Here is a 26,942-nt window from a genome sequence, read left to right on the forward strand (position 1 = left end):
TCTTCCCCCATATCATAAATCTTAGTAATCGCTTCCATCCAAATCATAGTTTTTCATCCTATTTTTTTAGCAAAGGGAACAGGGAACAGGGAACAGGGAACAGGGAGTAGTTGCGTAGGGTGTGTTAGGGACGGGCTAGCCATCATTTTCCGCCTCTGAGCGCCTGGTTGGGACGGCCCGTCCCGTAACGCACCACCGGATCAAACAGCATGCATTGAGATGCACCGTATTAATCAGTCCGTAAAGCAACGATTGGGTCTAATTTCGCGGCATTATTTGCAGGTATTACCCCAGCCAGTAATCCCACAATACAAGACAGTCCAAAACTAGAAATGACTGACCACAGAGAAAGCACAAACGGAAATTGTAAAATAGTGGCTGCACTGAAAGCCAAGGCTATTCCGAATCCCATGCCAATCACTCCCCCCACACCAGAAACCACGACAGCTTCTGCTAAAAATTGCTTGAGAATTGCTGATTTGGTAGCTCCTAGTGCTTTACGAATGCCAATTTCTCGCCTTCGTTCCACAACAGAAGCTAACATAATATTGGCAATACCAATGCCGCCAACAACTAAAGAAATTCCAGCAACTGCTCCCACCATCACCGTAAATAAACCCACCACATTATTTAAGGTATTGATCATGTCTGTTTGGTTAATGATTCTAAAATTATCGGCTTGGGGTGGATAAATATTATGGCGCAAGCGCAAGAGATTGGTAACTTGAAATTGAGCTGCACTTAAACTCGACTGATCAGAGGCTTTCAACCACAACCCATTGATGGCAATCCCGGCTAGGGCATTATTACCAATAAGTCGCGCCGACATAGTCGTCAAGGGAATATATATTTGATTATCTTGGTCTATTCTTCCTACCGCACCCTTAGGTTCCATAACACCAATAACGATGTAACGCTCTCCCTGAATGCGGATATTGGCACCAATTGCATTTGCCCCCGGTTCAAACAGTTGTTCCCGTAATTTAGAACCAAGAACAACCACTGATTTACTAGAGAGCAAATCATCCTGATTAAAAAATTGCCCCGACTGGGGATAGATGTTCTTGACCTCCGGGTAACTCAAATCCGTACCGATGACAGTAGTTAATATATTCTTGCCACCATAGACTACGGAAACATTAGGCTTTTGCAAGAATGCAGACACCGCACTAGCCGTAGTCACCTGTTCTTTAATTGCCCGTGCATCCTCCCAATTTAAACGTGTTCCCCTACCAGTACTACCTAGATTGATGCGACTATTTCTGGGAGTATCAGGGAACACCAGCATGACATTTGTACCCAAACCCTGTAATTGCTGCTCGGTTGCCTTTTGCACTCCCTGACCAAGGGAAGTAATAGCAATTACCGAGGCAATCCCAATAATGACACCCAGCATGGTCAGCCCTGTGCGTAATCTGTTACTCCACAAAGCCTCCAGCGCCATGACTAAGACTTCTACAGTGGATGCTGTACTAAAGCGAATCTGAACTGGTGTAGCCATTTTTGCACACCTTGTAATTAACGTGAACGTGAACGTGAACCGGGAAAAGGAGGTGGGGTCATAGATTGCGGTCGGAACCCTTCTGGGAAATTTATAAACACTCTTTCGGTTCCCTGCAAACCTGATTTGACTTCTGTTTTGTAATTAGCAGTAACGCCAGTCACTATGGGAGTGAAGATAGCTTGATTATTTTCTCCTGCTACAAACACACCCGTAGCATTCTCCTGGCGGACAATTGCCACTGTCGGTACCACCAAAGCATTTAAGAGTGTGCCTACTTTGAACTCCAGATGGACATTCATCCCAGAACGCAGAAGTTGTTCTGAATCCGAGACAATGGCCACCTTAACCTCAAAGCTGGTAACATTCTGTTCTATAACTGCCTGGGCAGCAATTTGTGCCACCTGTCCGGTAAAGGTTTTTCCTGGGTAAGCATCAACAGTAATGGTGACGTCTTGTCCCAAGCGGATTTTGGAAATATTACTTTCTGCTACGTATGCCGTTACTACCTGGTTACTAGAAGCTAGGGACAAAATTGAAGAAGAGGTAGCGGATAAGACAGAACTACCTGCGGTAGTCGGGCTGACAAAGGCACCTGGATCGGCATACTTCCTAGCAACAATGCCAGTGAAAGGAGCGCGAATTACCGTATCTGCTATCTGCGCCTTGGCATTTTGCACAGCCCCCTCGGCTTGCATCACTCTAGCCCGGGCTTGGGCAATGTCTTCTGGGCGTGCCCCTGCTTGGGCTAGTTTCAAACTTTCTTGTCTTTGCATCACTCTAGCCCGGGCTTGAGCAATGTCTTCTGGCCGTGCCCCTGCTTTTAGGAGTAGCAAAGCTTGCTGGGCTTCGTTTACCCCTGCTTCGGCTGTATCACGGGCCGTCCGGACTTGATTAAAATCTTCCACAGAAATAGCACCAGCCGTTGCTAATTCCTGCTTGCGCTGGAGGTCATCTTCAGCTTGTTGCAGATTTGCTTGTGCTTTTTCTAATCGTGCCAAGCCCTGAGCAATATCTTCTGGACGATTGCCAGCCAGCAACTTTTCCAAATTTGCTTGTGCCTCAGCCAGTTGTGCCCGAGCTTGGGCAATATCTTCTGGACGATTGCCAGCCAGCAACTTTTGCAGATTTGCTTGTCTCTCAGCTAGTTGTCCTTCTGCCTGAGTTAATTGCCCGGTGAGATTGGAGTCATCCATATAGGCAAGAATTTGCCCTTTTTGTACGCGATCGCCTTCCTTGACTAACAGAGTTTTCAGCAATCCTGTAGTTTTGGGGCTAAGATTAATCGCACGTTCGGGCTCAATGACGCCATTAGCAGAAACTGTGACCGCTAGGTTCAGTTTTTCTACCGATACAGTTTGCGTTTGGGTTTTTGCTTGTTGATTTGGCAGGGCAACCCGCTGGCGATAAGCTGCATAGCCTCCTCCAAATACGAGGCACAAAAGGAGTAGTCTTAGCAGCCATTTAGCTAACCTATTTTTACCAAAATTGAAATCTGCCAATGGCTGGTTTGCCTGAAAAGCCATGATTTACTCCTGTTCTGGCACTGCTTTACTAGAATAATTCTGAAAGTTATGGGAACCTTTGTAACCAGATAAATCGGCTAACGTCTGCAATGATTGTTTCCTTAAATACAACTGACCGTTAATCTGCTCTGTAAAACGGATACAAAACGACATCAAGCGTCGTAATGAAGTTCACTTCCTGCTTCCTCCAGATAGCTGGGTTGGGTAAGGTGTCGGCACTACTTACTAACACAGGCGATCACCGAGAAGCCCTCGGCTAAGCGTTCTAAATTGAGACTTGCGTTGAGATCACGATCAGCGATGTAATCGCAACCCTCACAGTCAAAAACTCGTTCTTTGAGTGGCATTTGTTGAACATGGCCACAGCTTGAACAGGTTTTAGTTGATGGATAGAACCTATCTGCAAACACTAATTCTGAACTGTACCACTCGGATTTATATTCGAGTTGACGACGAATCTCATAGAATGCAGAATCAGCGATTGCACCCGCCAGCTTGTGGTTTTTCAACAGGCCGGAAACATTCAAATCTTCTAACCCAATGACTGCGTGGTTCTTGCCTAGCCAGGAGGTTAGTTTATGGATTGCATCTTTCCGGATGTTAGCGACCCTTTGATGAGCTTTTGCTAGCTTCAGTTGAGTTTTATATCTGTTTTTAGAACCTATCTTTCTTCTAGATAATTCTCGTTGAAGTCGAGCTAATTTTTTCTTAGCTTTTTTATAAGCTCTTGGGTTTTCAAAAACCGTTCCATCTGAACAAGTGGCAAGAACTTTAACCCCAACATCAACACCCAGATATTCTCTAGATTTTACGGTTTGTTCAGGTTCAAACTCGTAGGCTACACACAGATACCAAGAATCAGCTACTCGAGTGATTGTGACTCTCTTAGTCTGGATTTCCGGTAAAGGTTCGTATGTACTGACCCATCCAATAAAGGGAAGTTTTAATCGAGTTCCTGAAAACTCCATTATCCTTCCGCAGTTATCAAGAGTAAAGCTATCATTTCTACCTTTTTTCTTGAACTTAGGATGTTGAGACGTACCTTGAAAAAATCGTTTGAACGCTTCCCCTAAGTACATAAAGGCGAATTGATAAACCCTTGAACTTAGAGTAGATTGCCACGGATATTGAGGCTTAACATGATTGGTGTAGAATTTTTTGAGCTTGTTAGTCGAAAGTTTTAGGCCCTCTTTATCAGCCTCGTTCCAAATCCGGAGCGCCCAATTCCAAATCCATCTTGAATAACCGGCGTGTTGAGCCATCAAGGTTTTCTGTTTGTTATTCAATTTTAACTTGGTTTTGAAGGCTCTGAGCATAATTCCGGACAATTCTTGTCTCCGTTGTCGAGATGGTGTTTTAATCCCTTGGATAATTCCTGGCTTTTCCGATCTAGCTAAAGTCCTGACGTTAACCCCTAGCAACTTAGCGGCTTCTTTGGGGTTTAATGTACTTGCTCAGCTGAGTTACCTTGACAACCTACTTATAGTAGCGTGTTGTACCGTAAAATGCCAACTAAGTTTTTTCTCCCAAGTGGGAAAGCCTTTAATCTTGGCGGCCTTGCAGAGGTCTGGGCGAGAGTTTTTACCGGGAGCATGTCACTGATGCAGAGCATTTGTAGTAAAGCTATAGCCCCCTCATGGGTTTTAGCTTGCTCTGATAGTACATAGTTCATCTGTTCTGCCACTTTAATCTAAGTAGTCGGACATAAATAAACAGTACTGTCTCAAAAACTGTAAAATCCTTGTAACCTTTACACCAAAAGGTTTGGTCAATATTTACAAAACTTTATACAGCACCCAAAACTTTTGTCCGACTACTTACTCCCAATTTGATCGGAACTTGGAAGACACAGGGATTCTAGTATTTGTAAGGCATGGGTTTTACCTTTTACTGTAATGAATTTCAATTAATACATTTATTTATAGAATGATCTAACCCGGCTTGGCAGTACCCTTGAGGGTACCTTTTCAGCAGCTGGTCATTATGATGGCATAACCTTCAGGGGTGACAATCAGGCTAAAAATGGCTTGGGGTAAGCTTTGGAGCCATGGTATCCCAACACTCAATGTAATTAATTTGGCTCCAAGCACCTTGACCAAACATTTCTTTTTGCTGATTGCAATGATCGCACCAAAATGCACCATACATTTTCGCTTCTAGTTTTTGCAAATGCTCTGCTAGAGCCATGTGTGCTTCACTAGAAGAGCTGGTTATAGTATAGTTTATCTCGCTGGCAGAGCGACTGATATTCCCCAGGGTATAAAGACCCAGTACCCCAAGCAGCAACAGTATCACCACCATGGTCGCCGTGAGCAGTTGTTGTCTCAATTTCTGCCAACCACCAGCGCTCAAGGCGAGAATAAACAAGCTCGCTGACAATAAAGTAGACATAATACAAAAGCTACAGTTTTCGTTGAATTCAAACAGTGTCGTATATAACAGGTAACTGCTGACAATTAGCATTAAGGTCCCACCAACTGCTAGTAACACGATTGTCCACTTTTCTAAGCGAGTGCGGAACTGTTTATGTGCTTTTGAATTCACAAGCAGGGGAGCGACGGCGAAAACCACCATACTAATGCAAGCGATCAAGCCTAATAAGGTGATGGGTGAACTCAAGATAGCAGCATCGGCACTGGTGGGAGGTAGATTGCAACCGCTGGGACTACAAGTAGAATTATTTTGTGTTAATTGAATAATTTTGGGATAGGCAGTTGCTACAGCACCCAAAGAGGCTATTCCTGCGATCAGAGGGCGAGACCAGCGATGCATCCAGTGTAGAAAAGGTTGGTGTTTCATAACAATTCCATCGGAAGTAGAGATAACATTTATATTTGAGTTGTGAAAATACTTGTGCTTTGTAAAGGCAAGAGGCAAGAGGCAAGAGGCAAGAGTTAATCAACTATATAGAGATTTTTGGTAATGAAAAAACCTGTCATCCTTTTTTGAAATTCATTTGTCAATGCTAGAGTAGAGAATAGACCTCTTACAAAAATAAATATGAAATCAAAATCTATTCCTTTTGCCAATAGCCATGCATGCCTTTTGCCTTGTCTTCAGCAAGGTTGATCAGACTTATGCAAGAGGTATAATTAATATCCGCTTAATATTCCGTGTTGCTTAGCTTGGCGTTCCGCCCATTGAAAAACCAGTAACCCTAAGGAAAAATAGACTATGCCATTGAGTAAGGCAAGGGCAAACTCCGAGATATCTAAACTTTGATTGCTTACCATCACTTGGCGCAGTCCATCTGCACCCATTGTCATTGGTAACAATAGTCTTAACCCTTGGAATCGGCTCAGCCATGTTTCTGTAGGCACGGCCAGCAAAAACAAGAACGTAAACTGGAAAAGTCCTAATACTTGCTCGACACGCTTGAACACTAAGGCCAAAGCACCCATCAAGAAGGAAAGACCGTAGGCTCCTAGTAACAAGGTACACAGAGGTAAGAGTAAACTGGGAGGAAAGCTGAGACGGGTTCCAGTTACGAGAGTGATCAGCAGCAATAGACTGACATTTAAGATAAGACGTAAGGCCAGACTAACGACAGTTCTAGCTAAAAAAACTTTGGCAGCACTGAAGGATGAAAGGAAAACCTGTTCTAGGGTTCCAGTTTGGGCTTCTATTTGTAAAGTAATGGCAATATCATTAACAACAGATAAGACTAAAACCCAAAGCACGTAACCGACGACAATGGTATCAATTCGATTACCAACACTTAGTTGGGGCCCAGCAACAAAGCGAACGCTGATAAACATTCCATAAAAAATGAATGTTGTGACGGCGACGGAGGAAAATGCTTCAACTGGATAGCGGATAAACTCAGTCCAAGTACGCTTGAATTCAGCCCGGAGCAATTGCAGCATGGCTTTTCTATCCCACTAGTTTTAAGAATACTTTTGTTAAATCAGCTTCATCCTTTTTGACTTGCACCAAAGGCAAAGGATTGAGGATTTGCAATACTTGATAAAGACCTTCTGGTGTGCCAGGGTAAAGAATTTCTCCCTTTTGTACCACGCCACCTAATGCCTCCAGTTTGCGGAGTCGTAACTGGTCTAAGCAGCCTTCAATTGCGATCGCATAGGTGGACCCAGAAAACCGCTGGATAATCTGGCGAGTTGGTTCCAGAGCAATGATTTGACCTTGTTGAATAATGGCGACCCGGTCAGCAATTTCTTGGGCCACATTGAGTTGATGGGTTGTAAGTAGAATGGCGCAGCCTGCTTGTGCCATTTCTCGAACTATTGTTTTGACCCGCTGGCTGGCTTCTACGTCTAACCCTAAAGTGGGCTCATCTAGGAGCAGTAATCGGGGTTGATGAACCAAAGCAACAGCGATCGCTAATTTCTGTTGCATCCCCCGGGATAGTCCTTGTACAGGAGTGTGACGTTTGGACAACAGACCAAATCTGTCTAATAACGCCAAACCCTGACGATGGGCGATTTTTTGGCTCAAGCCTCTTAAGACTCCGAAATATTCCAGGTTTTCCTCAGGAGTCAAACGCCAATAGAGGTTGCGGTTACCTTCAAGAACCGCACCCACCAGCCGCCGTGCTTGGGGATGGCGATGGGGATCACGACCAGCTATTTTTACCGAACCCCGATCAGGTCGAATTAAACCCGCAATCATTTTAATGGAGGTCGTCTTACCAGCCCCATTGGAACCAAGAAAAGCCAAGACTTCCCCTGGTTCAATGGTTAAGGATAGCCCACGTACTGCTGCAACGATCTTTCCCCGCTGTCGGTAGTGTTTTTGGAGGTTATAAGCTTCTAGTGTGGTCATGGCTGTAATTTTGCTGACTCTTTCCATCTAGTGCAACTACCCTGGGAGTAGCCGCTGCAGGTTTAATAGGTGAGATTGAATAGTAACGATTGAACGGAACATGATATAGCAATACCCATTAAGGTGAGGACATTGATAAAAGCTTTTTTAGTGAACTTTTGCCTCTTGCCTCTTGCCTCTTGCCTCTTGCCCTTGCACGTAGCGCTATACTAACAAGTAATTTTTTCGACTTGCCGATGTAGCTGGTGTACTTCCGTTGGTGCTTCTAGAGATTGATGCTGTGCTGCCATCATTTTGTCGAACCAAGCGATGAGTGCCAATGTCGTGTTAATGTGATAGATAGCTTCCATATTTCCAATGCCAACGGCAGCCTGGCGCATAGCGTGAATCAGTTGCTGGGCATCAAATATGCCTAATTCTTGGCTGGGGGAATTACGCACCATGAATTCTAAACAGGGTAAATGTTTAGACAAACCAAGCCAATAGATATCGTTAAATGTAGCTTTGTCACGTCTGGTGCGAATTGGTTCTGGCAGTATTCCCCGCATAGCTGTTTGCAGAACTGGCTTGGGCATACCAGGGATTTCTCTGAGGGCTGTGGGCAACTCTAGGCAGAAACTCAGCACGCGAGAATCAAGAAAAGGATGGGAGTTGTGCATACCTTGTGGTGCTGCGAGATACCATTGAGACCAATCACCTACGGAGGCTTGGAGAGACCACAAATCCACAGATAATTCAGCGGAACCACCGTATAGTCTTTGAGCATTTTGTCTGCCAATGGTCTGCATTTTAGTACCCTGGGCAAATTCGGGCAATATCCAGGGAGGAATGGCAAATTTTCCGACCTTGGGCCAGCGTCCAAACCCACCCCGCCACCAGGTGCCAATAGTCCCCAGCATCAGCATCGGCAAAGCAGGCCCAATGCAGAATTGATAAAGGATGGACCAGATACTCTGGTTATTACCCTGTGCCATGCGTTGGGCCTCGGAAAATGCTGCTAACCATTGACCTTGGCGCAACTGACTCGCCATACTCAGGTATGTTCCTACCAGCAGTTCATCAGCTCCCATACCGGTTAAAATCGTATCCGCTCCCAGTTTATGGGCAGCTTCCACTAAAAGCTTTTCCATGGCTAGGTGGGATAGACCTGCATAGGGTTCGTCATGGTAAGGGATGTCATCATTGAACCAGCGAAAGACCAGGGCGTCGTCAGCATCAAGGAAGTGAGGGACAATCGGTCCACCTTGTTCTAGCACCATCTCGGCGTATGCTCGCTCACCAGCCAAGCTAGGACGTTTGTACACTGCTGTTAGGGTGTCTAACTGGGGTTTGCCTACCCCAGACAACATCCAATCCCGGGCGAGACAAACTACACTGGAAGAATCCATTCCCCCGGATAGGTGGGCGGCAATTTGCCCTCGCTCCATTCGTTGTTTAACCGCTTGCCGCAACAGATGGGCGTAGTGTTCCCCTGCTGACTCTAGGGTAAGGCTGTTGTTGTGGTGTTGTTTTGCTGCCCAATCCCACCAACGGTAGCTTTCTACCTTTCCGGTAGCCGTAATTGTCAGTATTGTGCCAGGAAGTACACGGTTGATGCCCGTGAATGCTGTTTCCTCTGTTGGTAGCTCGACAGCAGGAGAGGGCAACATCAGAAATTGGGCGAGAAAGTCAAGGTTGAAGGGCTTATTGGGGAGCAAATCCAGCAGGGGTAGGATACTAGTGCTAAGAGCTAGGGTTGTTCCTGCCTTGAGCCAGAATAACTGCCAGCAACCAAGGGGGTCACGCAGGGCGAACAGCCGTTGTAATTCCCCATCCCACACCACCAGGGAAAACTCTCCCTCTAATTGTTCTAGACCTTGGCGACCGAAATGACTATACACTGCTAGGGCAATTGCTGCGTCTGATGTACAGTTTTGAGTGATGGACTGGGGTAACTTGGCGAGAAGTTCATCTTGATAACACAAGTGCCCCATCAGTACAGCGGCAGTCCTTGATTGATAATTGCGGGCAAAGGTTACTAAAGGCGATCGCATTACATGGTCTCGCTTAGATGGAAATACCCGAAACTCCACATCCCCATCCAAACCAGTATCCAAACCAGTAAAAACATCGAATCCTACTCTCATCACTTTCTCCTTAATAGTTCAGCTATACCGTGCCACTGGGGTAAACATCTGGCAGTGCAATTGGTCATCGGTCACAATCTCTGAGCCACACTCTACCCAAGCATGTCCCTCGAAAGGATACAAACTGATGCCAATTACCAGTTCTGCTGGCAGACCGAAAGTTGTCCTGAGGATTTGCCAACCCACAAGGGCTCGCTCTTTGCACGCCATTGGCAGTAACATGTGTTTTGCTGCCGCTGACCGCACTACAGCATCAACTCCTGCCAGTGCTTTCTCCCAATTTTCAGGGGGGGTATTGGGTGCTATGGAAGGTTGCCAACGTCGCCATAACTTGATAGTTCTCGTCCAACCCAAAGTCCGAATGCTAATCCATGCAACGGTTAGCAGCAAGGAAGTGGTAAAACGAGATGGTGGTACAGACTGGTAGGATTGGGGGAGTTGACACACAAGTAGTTGCTGACGTTCCAAATCCTCCAAAAGCTTGTTTACATCCGCAAGCACCTGGCTTTCTAGGACTCCATATTCACTAGCTAGGCAACGTGCCGCCATTTCTGGACTTTGCTCAAGGACAAGCATTAACATCTTGGTACCGATGGCATCCAGTCCATAAAACCTGCCGCGATTGAGACCCAATACTCGTGCAACCCCATCTTGAAGAACTAAAATTACATCCTTTTGGAGACGATAGAGTCCGTTTGTTTCAGTAATTACGGTAGGGACGAATTCCTGTAGGGCTAATTTGGTCATATCCCTTATCCTGATGATTTCTGAGTAATTGACTAGACCAAGGGAAGATTAAGTTTATAGCGCTACGCCCAAGGCAAAAGGCAAGAGGCAAGAGGCAAAAGTTTACTGCAAAAGCGCACCTTTTTCAGCTTTTATTAATGTCAAACACCTTAATGCGTAGTGCTATATGGTCATATCTTTTAGGGAAACAGGCAGTTTGAGAGAATTTATAAAGGTGCGCGCCTCCTAGGCCGAGGAACCCGGCCTAGGGTCGCACCTCAATCTGCCTGTTTTCTTGATTTGCTGACAATTTAGGAACGGCAATTTAATAAGTTGAGCCTCCTATCCGGACTAGATAGGATATAATCGGATATATAGGAACTAATTTGCTCAACTTATTTTGGTGTCATTCCTTAACAGCTACTTTGATTTAGGAGCGTTGATGGTTTCAATACTCTACATTAGTAGCTGATGGGTTCCTTACCGGCAGTATCTGAAGCACAACCAGTAAATGTAGTCGAAGTAAATTCCAAACCAATAGCGCTGCACTTTATCAATGTTGCCGAGATCGTACAGTTCAGGGGCACGATAGCCGGAGGTATTGGTGGATGCTAGATTGTGTCCTTTCATGGTTACTTTCCTATTGTTGACATTAGTTAGTTGTTATCAGTTACAATTGGTAAATTGGCATTTGACAATTGACTAACCGTTCCTGATACTTCACAGATTAAAGCCAATTTCTAGGTAATTCATTCACCTTTTATGAATTCAAATATACAGAAAACTGTATTGCAATTCTGATCAGGAGTGAGGTACACAATTTTTGGATTTTAGGGAGCAGGGAGCAGGGAGCAGGGAGCAGGGAGCAGGGAACAGGGAGCAGGGAGCAGGGAGCAGGGAACAGGGAGTGGGTTGTTCGGGCGCGGGGAGAGAGGGAGTGGGAAAAAATCTTGTGTACTTCATAACTATGAAAAACGCTAGAATAACCCCGAATTTTAAAAAAATCGGGGTTCTACGTCTTTCAGAATTCCTCTAGCGCTTTTTAGCCTAATGAGGTACACAGGATTTTTTCCGTGTTACCTTTTGTCTGTTCCCTCTTTTATCTTCCCTGTTCCCTGTTCCCTGTTCCCTGTTCCCTGTTCCCTGTTCCCTAAAACCCAGGATTCTGTACCTCACATAATTGAAAACCGCTAGATTTTATCAACACTCTCGACTCATCACCAACTGTCCATCTTCGAGGGGATACACTCCTGTTGGTTCCATAATTGGGTCGCCTTTTTTCCAAGAAGAGGTATGAGGTGTTACACCTTGTACCGTTCCGGTGGGATAGGGTGAAACATATGGATCTCCTGGACGGTTGGGTAAGCCTCCGGAACCTGTAATCACAAAAGTGCCTTCAACCTTATTACTGCGGGCAATGCAACTAGTCAAGATCAGGGCGTTAGTATCAATGGGGTTTTGCTGTAACTCCGTCAGGCTATTTTGAATAAAGGTAGTGTCAGGTAAGGTGATCACTCCAGATACGGCACCACTGGCATTAATATCGACACGGTTATTACCATCAAGGGTAGCGGGGTCTGTGCCTTTGGGAGCGGGTTGGTAATTTTCACCAAAGAAGGCTGGGGTTTTAAGGTTGATGTCACCACCTTTACCATCACGAGCAAATGCTAGGATATCGCTGTCATCAAAAGCAATAATGGAGTTGGCGGTGAGTTTGATGTTACCACCACCACCGTCACCAGTGAAGACGTTGGTACGGATGTCGCTGTCACCGAAAAGGTGGATGTTTTTAGAGGTGATGGTGATCTTACCTCCCCCTGCTTGTTGGGCTGTGGTAATGACTTGACCATTATTGGCATGGAAGCCTTGATTTGTATTGATGGTAATATCCCCTGCTTTACCTGTTCCTTCACTTTGGGCAGAGATGCGAGCGTTATTGTTAACAGAGAGGGAATTTGCCCGAAGATTAATTGTACCTCCATCACCAGTTCCTAAAGTCGCAGCAAACAAACTACTGATAGATTGTTCATTGGTGGTGGTGCCACTAATTTCCACAGAATCCCGAGCAATAACAGTTAAGTTTCCCCCCTTGCCCTGGCTGTTTGGAAGAGTCCCAACGGATACAACTCCCCCATCTTTGATAACTAACCGCCCGGTGTCAATTGTTAAATTTCCAGCATCTCCTGCACCCAAAGTAGCAGTTGCTAAGCCTGAACTACCACTAATTTCCACAAAATCCGAAGCTGTGACTGTTAAACTGCCCCCTTTGCCCTGATTGTTGGTAGTCGCTGATATGGCTGCCCCATCACGGACAATTAACTTATCGGTTGTGACTTGAATTGCCCCACCATCACCAGTTCCGTTAGTCGCAGCAAACAAAGCACTGATAAATTGTTCATTGGTGGTGGTGCCACTAATTTCCACAGAATCCCGAGCAATAACAGTTAGGTTTCCTCCCTTGCCCTCGCTGTTTAGACCAGTGCCAACGGATACAACTCCCCCATCTTTGATAACTAACCGCCCGGTGTCAATTGTTAAATTTCCAGCATCTCCTGCACCAAATGTATCAGTTCCTAAGCCAGTGACAAATAAACTGTTTGCTGAACTACCACTAATTTCCACAAAATCAGAAGCTGTTATTGTTAAACTGCCCCCTTTGCCCTGATTGTTGGTAGTCGCTGATATTTCTGCCCCATCACGGACAATTAACTTATCGGTTGTGACTTGAATTTCTCCACCATCACCAGTTCCTAAAGTCGCAGCCAACAAACTACTACTAACTTGTTCATTTGTGCTGGTGCCACTAATTTCCACAGAATCCCGAGCAATAACAGTTAATTTTCCCCCCTTGCCCTGGCTGTTTGAAAAAGTGGCAACGGATACAAATCCCCCATCTTTGACAACTAACCGCCCGGTGTCAATTGTTAAATTTCCAGCATCTCCTGCACCAAATGTATCTGTTACTAAGCCACTGACAAATAAACTGTTTGCTGAACTACCACTAATTTCCACAAAATCAGAAGCTGTTATTGTTAAACTGCCCCCTTTGCCCTGATTGTTGGTACTCGCTAATATTACTGCCCCATCACGGACAATTAATTTATCTGTTGTGACTTGAATTTCCCCAGCATCACCAGTTCCTCCAGTAAAAGCAAACAAACCACTGATAGATTTTTCATTTGTGCTGGTGCCACTAATTTCCACAGAATTAGGGGCTGTTATTGTTAAACTGCCCCCTTTGCCCTGATTGTTGGTAGTTGCTGATATTCTTGCCCCATCACGGACAATTAACTTATCGGTTGTGACTTTAATTTCCCCACCATCACCAGTTCCTCCAGTCGAAGCCAACAAACCACTACTAACTTGTTCATTGGTGCTGGTGCCACTAATTTCCACAGAATCCCGAGCAATAACAGTTAATTTTCCTCCCTTGCCCTGGCTGTTTGAAAGAGTCTGAACGGATACAACTCCCCCATCTTTAACAACTAAGCGCCCGGTGTCAATTGTTAAATTTCCAGCATCTCCTCCACCTAAGTTTATTGTGTATAAAGCGCTGCGAATACCATTGACTGATTCTCCAGTGATTTTGACGGATTCAGAAGCAATAATTGTTAAATCACCTGAATTAGCTTTCCCGACATTTTCGGAATTAGTTGTACTAATTAAAGGAAGTAAAAAAGGATTAAAACCATTTTTCAATATAGCTGAGCCATTTTCAATATTCAATTTTTTTGTCTCAATAAAAATAGAGCCTCCAGTTCCAGCACCGAAGGATGATGTGCTCATACTGTTATTTAAATCTACAGCATTTACAGCCATTAAACTGTTATTTAAATTTACAGAATTAGTTGCTTTAATTATTATTAATACTGCATTTTTTTGCTCTGAAAAAGTACTAACAAGTATAGTACTATTTTGGAGATTTAAGTATTTAGTTTCAATCGAAATATTGCCGCCAATTTTTATTTCTTTTTCATCTCCTATTCCCATCTCATTAGATATTCCAGCACGATTGAATATATTCACAGAATCCTTAGCTTTTAAGCTAATATTCCCTGTTCTTCCTGATGCAAGAATAGAACTAGTGAAAATAAAAGAATTTTCTTGAGCTGTAAAGCTACCAGTATCAATTGTAATATCTCCAGTTTTTCCTGTACCAGAAGTAGTAGAAGCAACACGAGAGTTTCCGGCCAGCTCTAATTTCTCAGCACGGATAACAATCTCACCACTATCTTGATTTACAGTCCTTGAATCAATACTTGAAGCTCCGCTGAGACTAACCCTATTACCTTCTAGGCGAATATTGCCAGCGCGATCGCCATTAACATTAATTGCAGCGCCATTATCAAGCACTACATTTGCTCTTGCTACGTTAACTGGGTAACTCAATTGCAGATTATTTTCATCCACATTTAACCCAACTGTTCCCGTTTCCGCCAAGCCTCCTATTTCAACTCGCCCACTAGGAGCCTGTAAAATCCCACCTTCCAAGGGCACATCGTTACCTACTAACAGCAGACTCTTACCAGTAACAACACTTAGTCCATTGACACTTAGTCCATTGACAGGAGTTTCCAATACCGTACTTGTTGCTCTGGAACGGTTAACGATTTGCCCTTGACTGTTGACAGCATTAAAAAACAATGCAGAGGGGTTAACGGAAAGTAAATTACTTCCTTCAGGTTCCGTTGCACTAAACAAACCCTGCTCACCAAAGGCAATCCCATCGGCTGTCGTTGCTACAAAGGAACCTCCCACATCCAAACTGGCATTGCTACCAAACACAATCCCATTGGGATTAATGAGAAATAAATTTGCTTGGGAACTGCCAAAAGTCCCCAGGGTTCCCAAAATATCAGAACGGTTATTTCCCGTCACTCGCGCCAAAATATTCTGGATTTCTGGATTTGGACTGGAAAAATACGCCCCTCTGCCCTCGCTGACATTAAATTCCCGAAAGCTGTGGAACAGGTTAATTCCTCGCTCAGCTCCACCCCAAATCACTTCTACAGGTAATCCTTGAAAGTTTTCGATAACTTGGGAAGATTCAGCCCCAAGGGAATTGTCAGGAATGATATTACTCTGAGCCAAAGATGGGTTAATGAAGAATCCCTGAACCGAAGTTATACCAAAAAGTGCTAACCAGTAAATACCCTTCACTGCTCATTCCTCCCCTGATCTGGAAATTTATACTATAGCAAGGGGAGTATAGTTTAGGACATAGTCTTTGGGTTGAAGATCCTAATCCCAAAGCGCGACGGTCTTCTAGCAATTTTCACTTGCTACCATCACAGCGCAGTAGAGCTAAGGGAGACTAATGCGGTGGGGATCAGCTTTGTCTATACTCCATTCAACGGTCTGTGAGGTGCGGGTAGGAATCAACCAATAAACAAGATATATTATCAATAACGGAAGCAGTAAAGGGAATTGATAATTACTGAAACCCTTATCTATCAAGATATACGAGCTTTTAAATCAAAAAAAATATCTAAAAAGCCTAAACTCCTATAAAATTAGAATTTGGGCAAAATTTAATATCTGCATAGCCTTTCACCATACTTTAGCTACGGTTTCCGCAAAGGGAACCATGGAGTTACTTACAGCAAAAAACAACAGGGCTACTTAACCGTAGTACCGGATTAATTTGTAAACCATTAGTTGGAGGTGCAGCGGAAAGGGGCTGAGTGGGCTAAGAGGGGGTTCACACCTTGAAAGCTCCGTCCTAACTCTCACCCTCAGGGTGTAAGTGGTGTATTCTGCTGCGAAATTTTCGATGAAAAAAATCCGTATTTTTCTGTGGGCGGCACTATTGTCTGGTGCTATGCTCATGATTCCACAGCCAGCTCAGGCGATTGAAAGCATAATCGAGCCGGTCAGTCACTTTGATACTGGCACAGAGGCTTGGAGCGTTGTTGACGTCAATGATCAAGCATTTGACCCCGAACAGTCTAGAATCTGTGGATTCATCACTGGTGGCTACATTCGTAATGATGATCAAGTCGGTGATGGACCCTACGATTACGTTGCTCCCGAGAAGTTTCTTGGTGACAAATCCAGTTTTTTCAATGGAAACCTCAGGTTTGCTGTTGAGGTTAATTTGGAAAATAGCGATGAGATTACCGAGGATATCAATAGTTTAAATAACAGTTTAATAAATGGTTTAACCATAAGTGGTGGTGGTTTGGAACTACAGAACCATGTATCGACGCCCACTATAGACCAATGGACTCCCTACACCATACCCCTTAATGCAGAGGGTGGATGGATAAAAACCGACAGCAATGAAGCAGCGACGAATTTAGAGATAATGCAAGTCCTGACAGATTTGGATTATTTAAAGATTAATGGCGATTGGTTCACAAATACCAACAAAGACCGTTCCAGTCTCGATGAAGTTCGCTGGGAAACCTGTGGATCTCTCTACGTCTATGAAGCCCCAAATAATTCTGCCCCTGTGGTGGCTAATCCCATTGGCGCTCAAAGCATTAACGAGAATGAGCCTTTTACCCTGACAATTGGGGAAGCAACATTTAGCGATCGCGATGGAGATAGTCTGAGCTTTAGTGCAACCATACCGAGCTGGTTAAATTTTGATGGCACTACCTTCAGTGGTACTCCCAGTAGCGATGACATTGGCACAACTACAATTACTGTAACAGCGTCTGACGAGCTATGCAAAACCGTCAGCAATGCCTTTGAAATTCAGGTTAACCATGTTCCCGTGCCTACTGAAATAGCCAATTCAGTGGAGGATTTTTCTGATACTCAAGGAGAGCATAACTGGTTCTACGGTTACTACGATGGTTCCCTGACCAGTGCTGATTTCCATGAAATGGAGCAATACACTAAGGGGTCCTGGAAAGTGAAGCAAGGAAAATACTGGACTGAGCTATCTAACACTATTGCTCATCCCAACGGTCCGAGAACCAGCGGTAGACGGCAAAGGGTTGAGCAGTGGGGAGTTCGTCGCTGGGTTAGTGACATTGAGGGGGAAGTTACGTTCAAGGGTCACCTGGCCAAGAAAGACCTTCGTACTGCCAGCGATGGTGTGATTGCCTATATCTTTGTTGATGGTACTAAAATCTGGTCTGACGCAATCGATGGCAAGGATGGTGTTGGGGTTGATTTCAGTGTATCCAGCACAGTGCAAAAAGGCTCGGTAGTTGACTTTGCCCTGGCACCTGGCAATAGCGACTATTTTGATAAGAGCACATTCACTATTAGCATCATTGGTTTGTTGTAGAGCTTAAGCAGTCAGCGGTCAGCGGTCAGCGATCAGCGGTCAGCGGTCAGCGGTCAGCCGTCAGCGGTTATGGGAGTCAGGAAATTAAGTACTGACTCCCTTGGCACCAGCTAATTCTATTTTTAGTTAATAGCTTGATTGATCAACAGCGCGATGGCGAAGCGGTTCCAAAGGAACATCGCGTTTTTTTAGTTCACGATCAACCTAAAATAGACTTTACAGATGGATGCACCAATTCATCAGGGACTTGGTTTGGCTCAATGTATTCATTAATCTCCCCCTGATTGTCAAGATAGAAACTTAAGGCATCAAATACTTGCGCCAGAGTCAAATGAGTTAGATGGTTTAGAATTTCTTCTGGCATAATACCCAAGCGCCATAAACCAACAATAGCACGCACAGATGTCCGAGTGCCGATGATGATTGGTTCTCCGTTCAAAATTTCCGGATTACGAGTAACGTAGCGCGAGATCGTTTTAGCAGTCATAAGGCTCTTTGCTTTGGGAAACCAGTGCTATGTCTAATTTACCAATAAGATTTCAGGTAAGCATATGCGCTTCGCGCACGCTAGGCGAACAGCGGTCAGCGGTCAGCGGTCAGCTGACGTTAGCACAAGCTAATTCTATTGTTCGTTCATAGCTTGATTCAGCAACAGCGCGTACGCGAAGCGGTTCCAAAGGAACATCGCGTTTTCTTAGTTCACTGTTTGGTTATCTGGTTTTGGGATTTGGTTTGGGTAGTGATGATGCGTTCCCGTAGCGTGGCCTACGGCCAATCACTACAGCAAACTCCTAAGCTATTCGTATTAGTAGTTATATTTTTATCATATTTATTTTTATTTTGTAATGAGTATTTGGACTTATTTTTAAGTGTATAAATTAGTTGTAAAACTAGATTGTGATTTTTAATAAAATAAAAAAATATGTATTCCTTACTGCTCTTAACTATCCGGAGTTTTATATTTCCTAAACCTTTGGATTATTTGTTCACATCTCAAATCGAAATACTATAGTAATCTTAATTTACTTGATGTCGCTTCGGCAGTGCTTCAGTTTGACCCGGTGGGTGGAATGGGCATCTTGGTGGAACGGGCATCTTGGTGGAATGGGCATCTTGGTGGAATGGGCATCTTGGTGGAACAGGCATCTTGGTGGAATGGGCATCTTGCCCGTTTCATTTCGGGCTGTACCAACGCTGGCTACGAGGCGGACAATGAGAGTCTCTTCCCTAAGGCACCCTACACCTCTCTACTGTACAAGTAAAATTATGATATTCAACTAACAAAATGTTATGAATGCGGCCTCTTCCCACTTTTCCCTGTTCCCAGATCCGCTGTGCCCTCTTTCAGACTAGTTATTTACCATAAAAATACCTTATATCCTCAATTATCTCCCCCACTCTTCGCCACCTGGTAATTCAGTTAAATGATCATCTAAAACTGCTGGTAGTTCTTTAGCTGAATAGCGGTAAGTCAAACTAAGTAAACTATTTGCACTCAAAATCAGCTGTGGTTTATCTAGTCTCTGGGAAACTTGAGACCGCCTTAACTCTCCATTGAAAACTTCGAGACTAGCAGGAGCGATCGCTGCTTCTAGTGCTTCCTCTAATCTTGCCTCCCATTGATCAGGTTTAATATAATAGGATGTCTTATTATCTTTAAGATTAAGCTTTTTAATTTCCAGAATTGAACTAGCAATTGAAGCTGCCCAAGAATTGGTTAAACGCTGCTCAACTTGATTTTTAATTAAGTGGATAAATAGCCTGACTAGGAACGAATCAATATTACGCAAAATTGCCTGTTTACTCATCCCTTCTAATTCATCGACAATTGCTAAAGCATCTGCGTATCGTCCTTCTACAATGCTAGTTTTGAGGTCTATAAGTTCTTGTGTCATCAATTTTTTATCGACTAATTCTATAAATAGCAAAGGGAACAGGGAACAGGGAGTAGGGAGTAGGGAGTAGGGAGCAGGGAGTAGGGAGCAGTTAATTCAGAAGAGGTACGTTTGATCAAACTAATGTGATCAAATTCTAAAGTAGAGGCATAAAACTAATTTGGTCTTGATATTCATCCTCTATTGAGGCTTCAGCAATAATTATTAATTCCTCCATAATTTGACCCATACTCATGTCCTCATTGATGATGAATATCCCTGGCACATGAAGACCTGCTGCCAGATGGTCTTTTAAATGAACAGGCATAGTTTTACGGTTATTAGTGACAAGAATAAAGCCATTATCCTCACACCATCTGAGAATATCTGGGTCAGAAGTACCTTTGGGTGGTGTATTCGGGTCGCCAATCGCCCAGACTTTTAATTGAGGATAGCGTCGCAAAATCTGTGTGCGATAACTTAACGGAATATGTTCATCCAGTAGATAGTTAATTGTCATTAACTAGCCTCTATTGTTTTAGTCTGGTTTTGATATGCAGCATCTTTTTCAGCTTTAAACTTTCGGAGTTTTTCAATAAAATGAGGAGGATTTTTACGCTGTTGCTCGCGCATTTGATGACTCCACTCCAACCAGTCAGCAATATAAGCGCTTACGGAAACTTGGTTGTGTAAATAGTATAAAATAGTGGCATAAACCTGTTCTAGTGTTACCGTCCTATAGCGTTCTGCAATGGCTTCTGGTGTCTGGGCACGATGGATATATTGATAGAGAATATGTTCTATCCCAATGCGTGTTCCTTTAATGCGAATATCATCGGGTGCTAAAAAATCAAAGTAATCTTCTAATTGCATTAGTATAATAGTTTTTAATTGAGGGAGTAGGGAGTAGGGAGTAGGGAGTAGGGAGTAGGGAGTAGGGAGTAGGGAACAGCGGATCTGGGAACAGCGGATCTGGGAACAGCGGTTCTGGGGAAAAATATTGTGTACCTGATTAGGCTAGAAACCGCTAGACTTATATAATACTATGTTACCATTCTTTTGATCATGAAATTGGACTGGAGTAGGAGCCGGTAATGCTTACTTATTTTATTCAAAAGCTAATAGCTAATAGCTGATAGCTGATAGCTTACGGTTGTTTCAACAAGAAACTAATGAGTGCAAAGACAATTAACTGGGATGATGTTCGCTCCCAAGTTCTGGAAAATCCAGAAGTCAAAGCCGAGTCTGAAGCGCTATAATTTGAGTTGAGTATCGCTCGTATCGAATCACCCATGGCTTGTGCTATGCCCGCCAAAGATATATACCATGACACTGTTAAAACCGCTTTAATCAAAGATGGATGGAGCATTACTGATGATCCGCTCAAAATTGAAGTAGGTAGGCGTTATATTTATATCGATCTGGGTGCCCAGCAATTATTAGGAGCCGAAAAACAGGGACGTAAAATTGCAGTAGAAATTAAAAGTTTCTTGGCTCCATCTCCCGTTAGTGAATTAGAAAAGGCACTGGGACAATATGAACTCTACTCTCTAATCCTAGAAGCGGTGCGACCCCGGTCGGGTTTCCCGACCTAGGGAACGCGCACCAAGAGAGACGAAGATCCGGAGCGTCAGTTATACCTTGCGATCAGCGATCTCATCTTCAATGAATTTTTTTCAGAAGAGATTGGTCAAAGGGTGCTTCGTAAAAAGAATTTAAGAGTGATTGTTTTTGAAGCAAATATCCAGGATATTTTACAATGGATAGCGTAAAATTATACCAAGATACCGTCGAAAAAATTCTCAAAGACTATGCGGCTATCCCATACAGTTATGGTGATATTAAGCAGTATGTCATTATTGATGCCGAGCGTACTCATTTCCTACTGTTTAACGAAGGATGGAAGGGCAAAAAAAGAGTCCATGGGGTTGTCACCCATGTTGAGATTCGTCAGAGCAAACTCTGGATTCATTATGATGGCATCGAAGAGGGCATTACCGATGAACTAGTGGCGGCGGGTGTGCCAAAGGATCATATTGTCCTTGCGTTTCATCCTCCCCATTTACGTCAACATACTGGATATGCGATCGCATAACCCAAATCACAAATATAGCAATTATCATAGCTATGAGGTACACAATTTCTGGATTTTAGGGAACAGGGAACAGGGAACAGGGAACAGGGAACAGGGAATAGCGATGCGCTGGATCAAGACAGGGAATCAAAGTCAAAGAAGACTGTACCTCATAACTGCGATAAACGCTATAAACCGAGGAATAAGACAATTCTCAAAAAAGTGCGATCGCATCAGCGCTAACCAGTCAGTCCGCAACTTGATGCGATCGCATCCCATAGTTATTCAAGTAAGAAGTCAGTAGTAGGGTGCGTTCATAACCCACCCATCCCATTAACAATTCCCTCTTCTTTCTTCCCTACTCCCTACTCCCTACTCCCTACTCCCTGGTTCCTGTTCCCGACTCCCGACTCCCGACTCCCGACTCCCGACTCCCTAAAATCCTAACCCAATCGAGATTCAATAATAGCGATCGCATTAGCAATGCCATCTTCATCGCGGATTTGTTTGCCCAAGGCTTCAGCATTTTGCCGAATAGTCTGGTTTGTCGTCACTTCGTGGATAGCAGTAGCCAGCTTCTCGGCAGTCAATGTCTTTTGGGGAATCGGTTTACTGCCCACACCAAGGGCATGAACACGGTCGCCCCAAAAGGGTTGGTCCCCAAAAAAGGGACAAATGATGGTAGGACGACCTGCCCGTAAGCCAGCAGCGGTTGTGCCAGCCCCACCATGATGCACCACTGCCGCCATACGGGGGAAAAGCCAATCGTGGGGAGCGCTGTCAATTTTGAAAATGCTATCGGGCAAGTCAGCCACAGCCAAGCCACCCCAACCGGTAGCAATAATCCCCCGCACATTCGCTTGCTGTAACCCTTCAATCACAATTTCCGTCAGCCGCTGGGGATCTCGTCCAGCCATACTGCCAAAACCGACATAAACCGGAGGATTGCCAGCATCAAGGAAATTCTGTAACTCAGCCGGTGGTTGCCATGTATCTTGTTGGTCTAGAAACCAGTAGCCTGTTGCCACCACACTCTCAGGCCAATCCGTAGCTTCATCGGACACAAACTTACTGTAACAATATAAAACCGGAATCTGTTCACCGGTAGTGGTACGCAGAATATTAAAATTGCCGGGTTGGGGTGGCAAATCATGGTCAGCTCGCCACCTTTTGACAGGTTTGCCTGCTGAAAACTCCATTAATCGATTGACGAAGCGATAGGTCAGTTTGTTATACCAGCCCCCTAAAGGCCATTTCGGGAAGCCCATGTTAGGAAATTCAGCGGTAGGCACCAGCATCGGCAAGGGAACAGCCATGATCACGGGAATGCCCAATTTTTCGGCGAAATGAGGGCCCCCATAGGTTTTGGGGTGGAAGATGATCAGATCAGGGTTGGCTTGTTGTGCGGAATTCCAAGTATCCTTAAGCATCATCCGTTGCATGGGAGCAACTTGTTTAGATAACTTGCGAGTGAGTTTGATGATTTCCCAGAGGTTGGTCGTATTTTCCATGGCATCGCGACCTTGATCTGAATTCATCAACTTCATCATCTCATCGGTCATATAGCCATAACTTAAGCCATGCTCCCTGATGAATAATTCAAAACTGGCACTGGTACAGACTGTGACGGTATGTCCTGCTGCTTTTAAACCTTTGCCCAATGCCACATAGGGCTGGACATCGCCACGGGAACCTAGTGTTTGGATAAATACATGCATAGGTCACAGACTTCTTTGCTGAAGTTGGGAACAGGAAACAGCGGATCTGGGAATAAGGTTACCTGAATCAATTGTAATAATTTTTGTTCCCTGTTGCCTACTCCCTAGTTCCTGCTCCGTCTTTCCTGTTACCTTTTCCGTCTTCTCTTTACCATACCCACTGGACAACGCTCGATGTGCTCCTTGATCACCCAAGTTGGTTCACCGTACCTGATGTAACGGCCATCATAGGGTTCTTGACACATGGAGTCGAGAGTTTTACAAGTCACATTATCCCCGTCGCTGGTACAGACAAAGTTTTGGAGGTGTTGTTTCGCCAGTTCCAAAGCTTCAATCACCACATTTTGCCGAATCAATTTCCGGGTCATGGACAAGGTTGGAGCTGATACATAGCCCTTAGGGTCGGCCTCAGCTTCGGAACGATATTGTTGGCAAACAACTTCAGTCATTGGCAATCCATCACCATCGCAAAGTGCCATGCGCCGGTGCCTGGTATTGAAGACAATGGGCTGCTCGTGGATCTCACTGTCTTGGCTCTCAGAGGTGGTGCGAATAGAAACCGCTGCGTTGACAACACCGAGGTCTTCCAATTTATTTTTGTCAACCGGTCCGGCGTTTCCGGTAACTGCAATAGAGACCATCGCCCGACTATTTTTCAAAGCACCAGCAGCCATTTGTCGAGCTGTGGTTTCTGTATAAACATCGCCTTTTTTGACCCCAAGCATCTTGCGCTTAGCATCACTATCATAGGTGGAAAATCCACCGTAGGTGTAGGAACCATAGAGGGGAATGTTGACGATTGTGGAAATAATCATGCCACTGGTCAGAGACTCCGCTGTGACAACATTAAGCTGCCGTGCCTTAATTTCTTTCAAAAAGCTTTCAGCTTTTTCATTCATCAGAGGAGTGTAATCAATGGACATATAATCTACTGTACTGCAACCGTTGTCTATGTACAGTAACCCTCGTAAGCAGGTTTGAGCTGAGTCGCTGGTATCAGCCATTGCTAGTTGGACCCCAAGCAGAAAGGGTAGGATGAGCGAGACCAGTACCATCAAAACCTTATTTTTCCGCATTTTTGACTGTCTTTCTCCAAACGATAGTTAAATTGACTCTGATTACACTATCAATGATTGGCTTGGATTAGCTGGTTTTTATTTAAATTTAATGGTTTTGACAGCAAGGGAGTAGGGAGTAGGGAGTAGGGAGTAGGGAGTAGGGGGAGAGGGTTTGACGTTTTTTTATAACTGAATAATATTTAATTTAAATGCACAACAGTTTAACAATAATCCGATCTTCGGATCAAAAACGTTATTCCGAAGTTTGACAAGGTTTCAAAAATGTGTTTTACGCTGATCGGGATGCCGTGATTTGATTATAAAGTTGAGGCAGAAGCTGTAAGTGTTGAATCGCTGCCAAATTTGTGATTGCCGATGTATCGCTAATAACAATCACAACCTTCCTAACTCCCGCAAATTTTTCAAGTCAAGTTCAAAGTCTTCAACATCGTAGGAGTAAAGCGGAATTTTGCGCTGCTTAAGAAATTGGCGAAACTCGTTGGGTTCCATGTGGGCCAGTCGGCTGGCATAGTTTAGTGTTAGGCGACCTGTTTGGAACAAGTGTAATGCAATTCGGGAGCGAAACTCACTTGGGGTAAGCTGGGATGCTTGTAGGATTGCGTCTGAAATAACGATACTCATCACAGAATTGTTTTATCAATCGTATTTTTAAGGGTAGCTCAAAAACGTTCTGTTTTTACTAGATTTCAGCTAACTGGTACTAGGGCGTGTTTTCAAAGTTTTCCGCAAGATTTAGATCCCCCTTAAAAAAGGGGGGAGCCATAGTCAAAGTCCCCCTTTTTTAAGGGGGATTTAGGGGGATCTCCGAGTTTGAAGACACACCCTAGCCCTCCCATAACTGTCCAGTTTATGCAGGTCATTTCGTTTGCGATCGCACAAATCAACGCTGCACCTAAGCTTCCACAGCGATAGGCGGGGTCAACGTAAAGATCAATCAAGACTGCTCCATGGGTGTAATCAGAAGTGTTGAACGTTTAAAACATTCAACACTTCTGGGATTTAAGCAGGTCAAGAATGAGTTGGGATGGGCGGATTTTTAGGTTAAGTCAGTTTTTTTCAGGAGTTATGGAATTCCACACTTCAAGGAGTACCTTGCCTTGGTCAGACAAAGGATAAGCTATTTTGGGTAAAAGATTACTCGACCAGGCATTTTTTCTTCATTAATCCAAGCGTAAACACGCAAGCAAGCTAAGACTTTGCCAGGAGTACCTCTAACCTGTAATTTATCGATTACGTCATCTTTGTTCTCTGTATATTTAATAATATCATCTCGAACACCTAAAAGCCATTGACATCCTGCTGTATAACCATCCAGACTATTAACTCTTTCCACTGCTTTGTCAAGGGTTTTTCTTGCGTCTTTCTGCAAATTACACCACCAGGAATTTGGGTCAGCTAAAGGCTGATATACTAATGAGTTAATCGCCTCGTCTAAGTCCAGCCTTGCCTTTAAGGATTTAATCGGATCTTGTTCATGGTCTTTGACTTTTTTGAAAAAAAGTATCAAGGTTTTAATATAATCCTCTCTATGCTTGGAATTAAAACGGGTTATACCAAAAAATTTAATACTTTTCAGGCAATGATGTAGGGAGGGGTCGTTTTGAATAAAATCTATGCAGATAGATACGATCTGGGCAAGAAATTTCAGATCGCCATCTAGAGTTTTATCGTTAATTTCTGAGTATAAGGAAGCTTCAGTTGATAAACACAACCCTTTAGCCTTAACTGTTCCTGTTAAACCAGGATAGAGAAGTTGATTTTCTGAAAAAGGAAGTTTGTTGTTGTTCCTATCATCTTCCTTTGCGTTGATTTTTTTAGCTGACTGCAGAGCTTTATTTTGCCACTTTTGAGCCATAGACCCTGGAACACGCAGTAAAAGCTTTTGAATTTCGTCCCATAAGTCTGAGTCATTAGTGCTTCGAGGTTTTGAATCACCAATATAAGGGTCAAGTTTCTTATCTGTGAAGAAGTCATCACAGAAATCTTGGAGAATTAATCCTGGTTTTTTTAAATCAGTTAAATTTTCCGAATTTGTATTCTTCGAAGTCTCTTTGTTAGAGATCTTATCGTTATAAGTATTCTCTTCTAAAAGCTGATTTAGTAGTTCGGATAGCTGACCACAAAGGGTAGCTTCTTCTGAATTTTCTATAGCTTCTGCACGGGCTGATTCCAAAGAGGCATACAGTCCCTTGAGAGTATGCCGTAGATATCGCCCTAGCTCCGAGTCTCTTACTAACAACTGTTTGAGCAGTTGACTCAATCCATCACCATCAGTGTACTCCACTAAAGGGGA

24 protein-coding genes and 1 pseudogene are annotated in these 26,942 nt (G+C 44.0%); 6 read left to right on the forward strand and 19 right to left on the reverse strand.

The genetic code is table 11. The features are described from left to right. Positions 1-229 precede the first annotated feature (229 nt). From F6J99_RS18405 to F6J99_RS18450, 10 genes are all read right to left on the reverse strand, one after another. Entirely contained in the window at positions 230-1,501 is a 1,272-nt protein-coding gene (locus F6J99_RS18405) for an ABC transporter permease (RefSeq protein ID WP_293114155.1), read from the reverse strand. Positions 1,502-1,518: 17 nt separating this feature from the next. Further along, positions 1,519-3,027 (reverse strand): biotin/lipoyl-binding protein, encoded by a 1,509-nt coding sequence (locus tag F6J99_RS18410; RefSeq protein WP_293114156.1) that lies wholly within the window; start codon positions 3,025-3,027, stop codon positions 1,519-1,521. A 218-nt stretch (positions 3,028-3,245) separates the two neighbouring features. Then, entirely contained in the window at positions 3,246-4,346 is a 1,101-nt protein-coding gene (locus tag F6J99_RS18415) for an RNA-guided endonuclease TnpB family protein (RefSeq protein ID WP_293114176.1), read from the reverse strand. Positions 4,347-5,043: 697 nt separating this feature from the next. Continuing rightward, entirely contained in the window at positions 5,044-5,904 is an 861-nt protein-coding gene (locus F6J99_RS18420; RefSeq protein ID WP_293114157.1) for a vitamin K epoxide reductase family protein, read from the reverse strand. A gap of 215 nt (positions 5,905-6,119) precedes the next feature. After that, on the reverse strand, positions 6,120-6,893 hold the full coding sequence (locus F6J99_RS18425) for an ABC transporter permease (protein WP_293114158.1): 774 nt from the start codon (positions 6,891-6,893) through the stop codon (positions 6,120-6,122). Positions 6,894-6,900: 7 nt separating this feature from the next. After that, entirely contained in the window at positions 6,901-7,809 is a 909-nt protein-coding gene (locus tag F6J99_RS18430) for an ABC transporter ATP-binding protein (RefSeq protein WP_293114159.1), read from the reverse strand. 209 nt (positions 7,810-8,018) lie between these two features. Beyond that, a complete protein-coding gene (locus F6J99_RS18435) occupies positions 8,019-9,935 on the reverse strand; it encodes an asparagine synthase-related protein (RefSeq protein ID WP_293114160.1) in 1,917 nt (638 codons plus the stop codon). An 18-nt stretch (positions 9,936-9,953) separates the two neighbouring features. Then, positions 9,954-10,682, reverse strand: coding sequence for a lasso peptide biosynthesis B2 protein (locus F6J99_RS18440; protein WP_293114161.1), 729 nt, complete (start codon positions 10,680-10,682; stop codon positions 9,954-9,956). A gap of 459 nt (positions 10,683-11,141) precedes the next feature. Next, positions 11,142-11,291 carry a hypothetical protein gene (locus F6J99_RS18445; RefSeq protein ID WP_293114162.1) on the reverse strand — a complete coding sequence of 50 codons (150 nt, stop codon included), beginning with the start codon at positions 11,289-11,291 and terminating at the stop codon, positions 11,142-11,144. A gap of 171 nt (positions 11,292-11,462) precedes the next feature. After that, positions 11,463-11,624, reverse strand: coding sequence for a hypothetical protein (locus F6J99_RS18450; protein ID WP_293114163.1), 162 nt, complete (start codon positions 11,622-11,624; stop codon positions 11,463-11,465). A gap of 87 nt (positions 11,625-11,711) precedes the next feature. On the opposite strand from F6J99_RS18450, the gene F6J99_RS18455 reads away from it, so the two are divergent. Continuing rightward, complete coding sequence (locus F6J99_RS18455; protein ID WP_293114164.1) at positions 11,712-11,855, forward strand: hypothetical protein; 144 nt, start codon at positions 11,712-11,714, stop codon at positions 11,853-11,855. A 6-nt stretch (positions 11,856-11,861) separates the two neighbouring features. Here F6J99_RS18455 and F6J99_RS18460 read toward each other — a convergent pair whose 3' ends face one another. After that, positions 11,862-15,821, reverse strand: coding sequence for a filamentous hemagglutinin N-terminal domain-containing protein (locus tag F6J99_RS18460; RefSeq protein WP_293114165.1), 3,960 nt, complete (start codon positions 15,819-15,821; stop codon positions 11,862-11,864). A 613-nt stretch (positions 15,822-16,434) separates the two neighbouring features. Between F6J99_RS18460 and F6J99_RS18465 the strand changes: the two genes are divergently transcribed. Continuing rightward, entirely contained in the window at positions 16,435-17,904 is a 1,470-nt protein-coding gene (locus tag F6J99_RS18465) for a putative Ig domain-containing protein (protein WP_293114166.1), read from the forward strand. 199 nt (positions 17,905-18,103) lie between these two features. Here F6J99_RS18465 and F6J99_RS18470 read toward each other — a convergent pair whose 3' ends face one another. Continuing rightward, on the reverse strand, positions 18,104-18,391 hold the full coding sequence (locus F6J99_RS18470; RefSeq protein ID WP_008190258.1) for a DUF433 domain-containing protein: 288 nt from the start codon (positions 18,389-18,391) through the stop codon (positions 18,104-18,106). Between the two features lie 556 nt (positions 18,392-18,947). On the opposite strand from F6J99_RS18470, the gene F6J99_RS18475 reads away from it, so the two are divergent. Then, positions 18,948-19,166: a hypothetical protein gene (locus F6J99_RS18475; protein WP_293114167.1), complete on the forward strand. Its 219-nt coding sequence runs from the start codon at positions 18,948-18,950 to the stop codon at positions 19,164-19,166. 123 nt (positions 19,167-19,289) lie between these two features. Here the strand turns inward: F6J99_RS18475 and F6J99_RS18480 are convergent, their stop codons facing one another. From F6J99_RS18480 to F6J99_RS18490, 3 genes are all read right to left on the reverse strand, one after another. Continuing rightward, positions 19,290-19,799, reverse strand: a complete 510-nt coding sequence (locus F6J99_RS18480) for a DUF29 family protein (protein WP_293114168.1) — start codon at positions 19,797-19,799, stop codon at positions 19,290-19,292. Positions 19,800-19,935: 136 nt separating this feature from the next. Further along, positions 19,936-20,298 (reverse strand): DUF5615 family PIN-like protein, encoded by a 363-nt coding sequence (locus F6J99_RS18485; protein ID WP_293114169.1) that lies wholly within the window; start codon positions 20,296-20,298, stop codon positions 19,936-19,938. Then, positions 20,298-20,651 carry a DUF433 domain-containing protein gene (locus F6J99_RS18490; protein WP_293114170.1) on the reverse strand — a complete coding sequence of 118 codons (354 nt, stop codon included), beginning with the start codon at positions 20,649-20,651 and terminating at the stop codon, positions 20,298-20,300. Before F6J99_RS18490 ends, F6J99_RS18485 begins: the two co-directional genes overlap by 1 nt. 431 nt (positions 20,652-21,082) lie before the next feature. On the opposite strand from F6J99_RS18490, the pseudogene F6J99_RS18495 reads away from it, so the two are divergent. The 3 genes and pseudogenes from F6J99_RS18495 (at position 21,083) to F6J99_RS18505 (ending at position 22,156) form a co-directional block, all read left to right on the forward strand. Then, positions 21,083-21,550: pseudogene (locus F6J99_RS18495) on the forward strand (XisH family protein). Next, positions 21,538-21,873: a XisI protein gene (locus F6J99_RS18500; protein WP_293114171.1), complete on the forward strand. Its 336-nt coding sequence runs from the start codon at positions 21,538-21,540 to the stop codon at positions 21,871-21,873. Before F6J99_RS18495 ends, F6J99_RS18500 begins: the two are co-directional and overlap by 13 nt. Further along, entirely contained in the window at positions 21,860-22,156 is a 297-nt protein-coding gene (locus F6J99_RS18505; protein ID WP_293114172.1) for a hypothetical protein, read from the forward strand. Before F6J99_RS18500 ends, F6J99_RS18505 begins: the two co-directional genes overlap by 14 nt. 139 nt (positions 22,157-22,295) lie before the next feature. Here the strand turns inward: F6J99_RS18505 and F6J99_RS18510 are convergent, their stop codons facing one another. The 4 genes from F6J99_RS18510 to F6J99_RS18525 form a co-directional block, all read right to left on the reverse strand. Continuing rightward, positions 22,296-23,570, reverse strand: coding sequence for a glycosyltransferase (locus F6J99_RS18510; RefSeq protein WP_293114173.1), 1,275 nt, complete (start codon positions 23,568-23,570; stop codon positions 22,296-22,298). A gap of 128 nt (positions 23,571-23,698) precedes the next feature. Then, entirely contained in the window at positions 23,699-24,574 is an 876-nt protein-coding gene (locus tag F6J99_RS18515) for a CinA family protein (protein WP_293114174.1), read from the reverse strand. A 447-nt stretch (positions 24,575-25,021) separates the two neighbouring features. Further along, positions 25,022-25,270 carry a UPF0175 family protein gene (locus F6J99_RS18520; RefSeq protein ID WP_070391283.1) on the reverse strand — a complete coding sequence of 83 codons (249 nt, stop codon included), beginning with the start codon at positions 25,268-25,270 and terminating at the stop codon, positions 25,022-25,024. Between the two features lie 496 nt (positions 25,271-25,766). After that, positions 25,767-26,942: hypothetical protein (locus F6J99_RS18525; RefSeq protein ID WP_293114175.1), on the reverse strand; the 1,176-nt coding region annotated here is incomplete at its 5' end.

The sequence above is a fragment of the Moorena sp. SIO4G3 genome, assembly GCF_010692305.1.
GTDB lineage: Bacteria > Cyanobacteriota > Cyanobacteriia > Cyanobacteriales > Coleofasciculaceae > Moorena > Moorena producens_A.

Coding starts and splice junctions, on each gene's coding strand:
- F6J99_RS18405 (WP_293114155.1), bottom strand. CDS start 1,501: ATGGCTACACCAGTTCAGATTCGCTTTAGTACAGCATCCACTGTAGAA.
- F6J99_RS18410 (WP_293114156.1), bottom strand. CDS start 3,027: ATGGCTTTTCAGGCAAACCAGCCATTGGCAGATTTCAATTTTGGTAAA.
- F6J99_RS18425 (WP_293114158.1), bottom strand. CDS start 6,893: ATGCTGCAATTGCTCCGGGCTGAATTCAAGCGTACTTGGACTGAGTTT.
- F6J99_RS18430 (WP_293114159.1), bottom strand. CDS start 7,809: ATGACCACACTAGAAGCTTATAACCTCCAAAAACACTACCGACAGCGG.
- F6J99_RS18435 (WP_293114160.1), bottom strand. CDS start 9,935: ATGAGAGTAGGATTCGATGTTTTTACTGGTTTGGATACTGGTTTGGAT.
- F6J99_RS18440 (WP_293114161.1), bottom strand. CDS start 10,682: ATGACCAAATTAGCCCTACAGGAATTCGTCCCTACCGTAATTACTGAA.
- F6J99_RS18445 (WP_293114162.1), bottom strand. CDS start 11,291: ATGAAAGGACACAATCTAGCATCCACCAATACCTCCGGCTATCGTGCC.
- F6J99_RS18450 (WP_293114163.1), bottom strand. CDS start 11,624: ATGAAGTACACAAGATTTTTTCCCACTCCCTCTCTCCCCGCGCCCGAA.
- F6J99_RS18455 (WP_293114164.1), top strand. CDS start 11,712: ATGAGGTACACAGGATTTTTTCCGTGTTACCTTTTGTCTGTTCCCTCT.
- F6J99_RS18465 (WP_293114166.1), top strand. CDS start 16,435: ATGAAAAAAATCCGTATTTTTCTGTGGGCGGCACTATTGTCTGGTGCT.
- F6J99_RS18470 (WP_008190258.1), bottom strand. CDS start 18,391: ATGACTGCTAAAACGATCTCGCGCTACGTTACTCGTAATCCGGAAATT.
- F6J99_RS18480 (WP_293114168.1), bottom strand. CDS start 19,799: ATGACACAAGAACTTATAGACCTCAAAACTAGCATTGTAGAAGGACGA.
- F6J99_RS18485 (WP_293114169.1), bottom strand. CDS start 20,298: ATGACAATTAACTATCTACTGGATGAACATATTCCGTTAAGTTATCGC.
- F6J99_RS18490 (WP_293114170.1), bottom strand. CDS start 20,651: ATGCAATTAGAAGATTACTTTGATTTTTTAGCACCCGATGATATTCGC.
- F6J99_RS18500 (WP_293114171.1), top strand. CDS start 21,538: ATGGATAGCGTAAAATTATACCAAGATACCGTCGAAAAAATTCTCAAA.
- F6J99_RS18505 (WP_293114172.1), top strand. CDS start 21,860: ATGCGATCGCATAACCCAAATCACAAATATAGCAATTATCATAGCTAT.
- F6J99_RS18510 (WP_293114173.1), bottom strand. CDS start 23,570: ATGCATGTATTTATCCAAACACTAGGTTCCCGTGGCGATGTCCAGCCC.
- F6J99_RS18515 (WP_293114174.1), bottom strand. CDS start 24,574: ATGGCTGATACCAGCGACTCAGCTCAAACCTGCTTACGAGGGTTACTG.
- F6J99_RS18520 (WP_070391283.1), bottom strand. CDS start 25,270: ATGAGTATCGTTATTTCAGACGCAATCCTACAAGCATCCCAGCTTACC.